1 protein-coding gene is annotated in these 3,411 nt (G+C 46.3%); it reads right to left on the reverse strand.

Annotated elements, in window-relative coordinates; genetic code table 11:
• A partial coding sequence (locus QUF61_RS17995) for a two-partner secretion domain-containing protein (RefSeq protein WP_289682934.1) occupies positions 1-3,411 on the reverse strand: 3,411 nt, incomplete at both ends.

Below are 3,411 nucleotides of genomic sequence, written 5' to 3' on the forward strand. Positions count from 1 at the left end.
GGAACTTAAAAACACCTTTGGTTTCTATGGCAATATTGCCACCGCTGCCTTCCACCGCACGGGCGATAATCGGTGCTTGATCCTGGACTAGAAATGCTGCGTCTATATTCAAATTACCACCGTTGCCTGCATCTTCTTGCACGCTGGTGGTGATTTGGCTGTTTTTCAGTTGCACCAGGCCATTGGCATTGATGTCAATCTCGCCACCGCCGCCACTGACCGAGCTGGTGCTGATTTCGGAATCCTGCGATAAGTGCATTTTGCCGACATTCAGTTCAATTTCACCTGCATTACCACCACGAATTTGTGGTATCCATTCACTGTTGGCGTACAAAAAGGCATCATGGCGACCATTGCCGGTATCGGCGACTTTTACCAAATCGCCTTGTTGCACATTCAGCGCATTGCGTTGGGACAGATTGGCTACACGATAGGTATTACCCAAGTCTATCCATGCTTTGCCAGTGAAAATGCTGTCGCCTTCAGGCAAATGGGTGATATAGCCAGGTTTGGCCAATACTAGATTTTGTTGTGCTTCGATGTCCGGTACTTCCAATACTTTGCCGTAGTGTACCCAGTCCACACCGTCATATACAAAACGTGCGGGTTGACCATCTTGAGCTGCTGCAATATCTACCTGGATGCCGGTGAATACATCAATATTGTCAGTGAATGTCTGTAATTCATCCAGGTCGGTGAGTTGGTAGTATTTAATGCGGATAGGTTCGCCAAGAAATGTTCCATGATTAGGGCCGTCCGTAAACGTAGTGATGATATAGACATAATCTGCGGCTTTACCGTTACCGATGTCTTCGACATGAATCAAACTGCCATTAGCATAAGGCATGATACTGGTATACATATGGTAGCTTGAGGTAAACGAAATATCCGAGTGTGGCAATACCACACGATTGTTTTCGTTGACTCGAGTCCAGTTTTTCGCCGCAAATTCGTAGTTAGTATAGGCAAAACGTGCCACCTGACCACTGCCATCGTCTTTTACCGTAACAATGTCGTCCGCAGCAAAGGCAGTTGCTAACATATTGACCCGCGTTGGTAAGGCTTCCAATGCCGCCATATCTTCTACCTGGGTGATGGGCATCAGATTAAACAGTCTATCGCCAAAATTGATTTGGTACAGAGTCCGGCCTTCACCATCATCAATGGTTTTTACTACCGTCCCTTGCTCCAGCAATTGGCTATCTCGCGCCTGAGCATCCTCAAAACTGAATTGATTGGCCAGTTCGCTGTTAGAACGTATCAGGGTGTGATTATCAAGTTCCAGAGTTTCGACATTGAGGCTGATGTGTCCCGCTTTGCCACCACCTCGGTTAGCGGTGGAGATTTGCCCACCTTTGTTGATTTGCACTAGCGGTGCGTTAAGTTTGATATGACCGCTGTCACCGCTGTTTGCCGCCTGGCTGGTGACATGTGCATATACCCCGCTGATGGATTGATTGTAGGTTTCAGGGTTGTAATTAGCCAGGTACAAGGCTTGTTCTTCCAAGGGTTCAAGCAAGGTAATGTCCGAGGCATCGCCATGAATTCTAATCTGTTCCGTTGCCTGAATTTGAATATTACCACCGTCACTAGGGTTGTCGCTGCCCGACTCAATTGAAGCACCATCAAGAATTTCCACGCTATCTGCCTGAATCTGAATATCTCCCGCTTGGCCTGCGTATTCTCCCAGGCTACTGGCGGAAATTGTGCTACCAAAACCATATAGGGCTTCACCATAGAGATTGACACCGGACAAACGTATATTTGAGGCATCCAAATGAATATTTCCTGCATCCTGGCTGGAGGTACCGGGATTGGTCGCCTGACTATCCGCATAAATAAGCGCACCATCTTCTAACTGAATGCTCGCTGCCTGAATATGAATATCTCCTGCCTGACCAGCTTGCTGGTTTGGTAAGGGGGCTGTACCGGAAAAAACTGCTGTTGCCAATCCAGTTGCTGCCGATGCACCACGCGCGGTAAAAGTTCCCGAAAGCTGAATACTTATATCACCACCATTGCCTTTGCCAACATTGGCAGATACCAAGTACATCCCGTCTTCCAAAAGCAATTCATCAGCCTGGATTAGAATGTCACCGGAATCACTTTGTGCCGAGGAATAAGTACCTAACAGCGAACTATCGCCATAATCATTAATCCCTCCAGCATGAATTTGTCCACCCTTTAAGGTTAGGCGACCCACATTCCCCCTGCCCTCTGAAGACATTATCAATGTCGAACCCTGTTGGAAATTCAAATACTCAGCCTGTAAATATACATCGCCACCATCTCCCGCCTGCACCTTATCGTTCCAGGTGGCACTTTGAATATAGGAATTAATAATATCCAGACGGTTTTCCGCGACCATAGTTATATCGCCACCACGTCCTGTACCATAACTATCAGTGGAAAACAGTCTGGAAGGACCATAATTATTCTTAATTTCAATGTCTTTAGCTTGTAAGTGGATATGCCCTGCATTACCAGTTATCTGATTATGTTCACTTATCTTTAATGAATCTGTATTCATGGCACTACCGTTCAATAAGTGTATGGCATTGTCGGCATTAAGATAAATATCCGTACCATCACCTATATGGGCTGTACCACCACTGATAAGTGAAGCATTATCAAGGGTGATGTTAGTGGCTTGGATATCCACTACACCACCTGCTTGTTCACCCATTGCTATTGCAAAAATTAATGCATTATCCATTAAAAATTCACCGGCATGGATAAACACATTGCTGCTATCTCCACTAACATTGAGATTAGCGCCCTGTTCCATAGATACGGATGCGCCCTGTTCTGCCGTGCTGGCGATACCATCCGCGCTTAAAGTTACCTCTCCCACGCTCCGTACCGCAGCCAGATTTAATCTGCCACCAGGTGCCCAAAGGTTGTTGAGTAAGGATTCGTCAGAATCAGTAGGTAAGTCTTCTATGCCCTGGCTCAGGTGAATATCGCCACCAATCAGTGATAAGCTCTGGTTTTCCGGTACTTGTAGCAGGGCATGATGGGGTTCAGCTTCCTCATTCCCATGCGCCTGCGTGGGAATGTAACCGCGCCTGTTGACCTCAATTGCTCCATGTGTCTTATCCAGAAAACCAAAACTTTGTAGACTGCTGACACTAAAATTGCTGGGTTGAGTTGTATCAGCATGAAATTTTCCACCATCTTCAAACTTTAAATAATCCGCTGTGGTGGTATGAAATCCACCTTGCACGTCTAATTGTGCATGTTCGCCAAACATTATCCCGGCAGGGTTCATCAGGTAAGTATCTGCACCGGGGATGCTATTTCTAATCATGCCGTTGATATTGGATGGAGAACCGCCAGTAACGCGGGAAATGACATTTTCAATATGTGCTGCACCAGAAAAAGCCGCAGTTTCTCCTTGGTTTATATTGA

It is taken from the genome of Candidatus Venteria ishoeyi (assembly GCF_030378065.1).
GTDB classification, from domain to species: Bacteria; Pseudomonadota; Gammaproteobacteria; order Beggiatoales; family Beggiatoaceae; genus Venteria; species Venteria ishoeyi.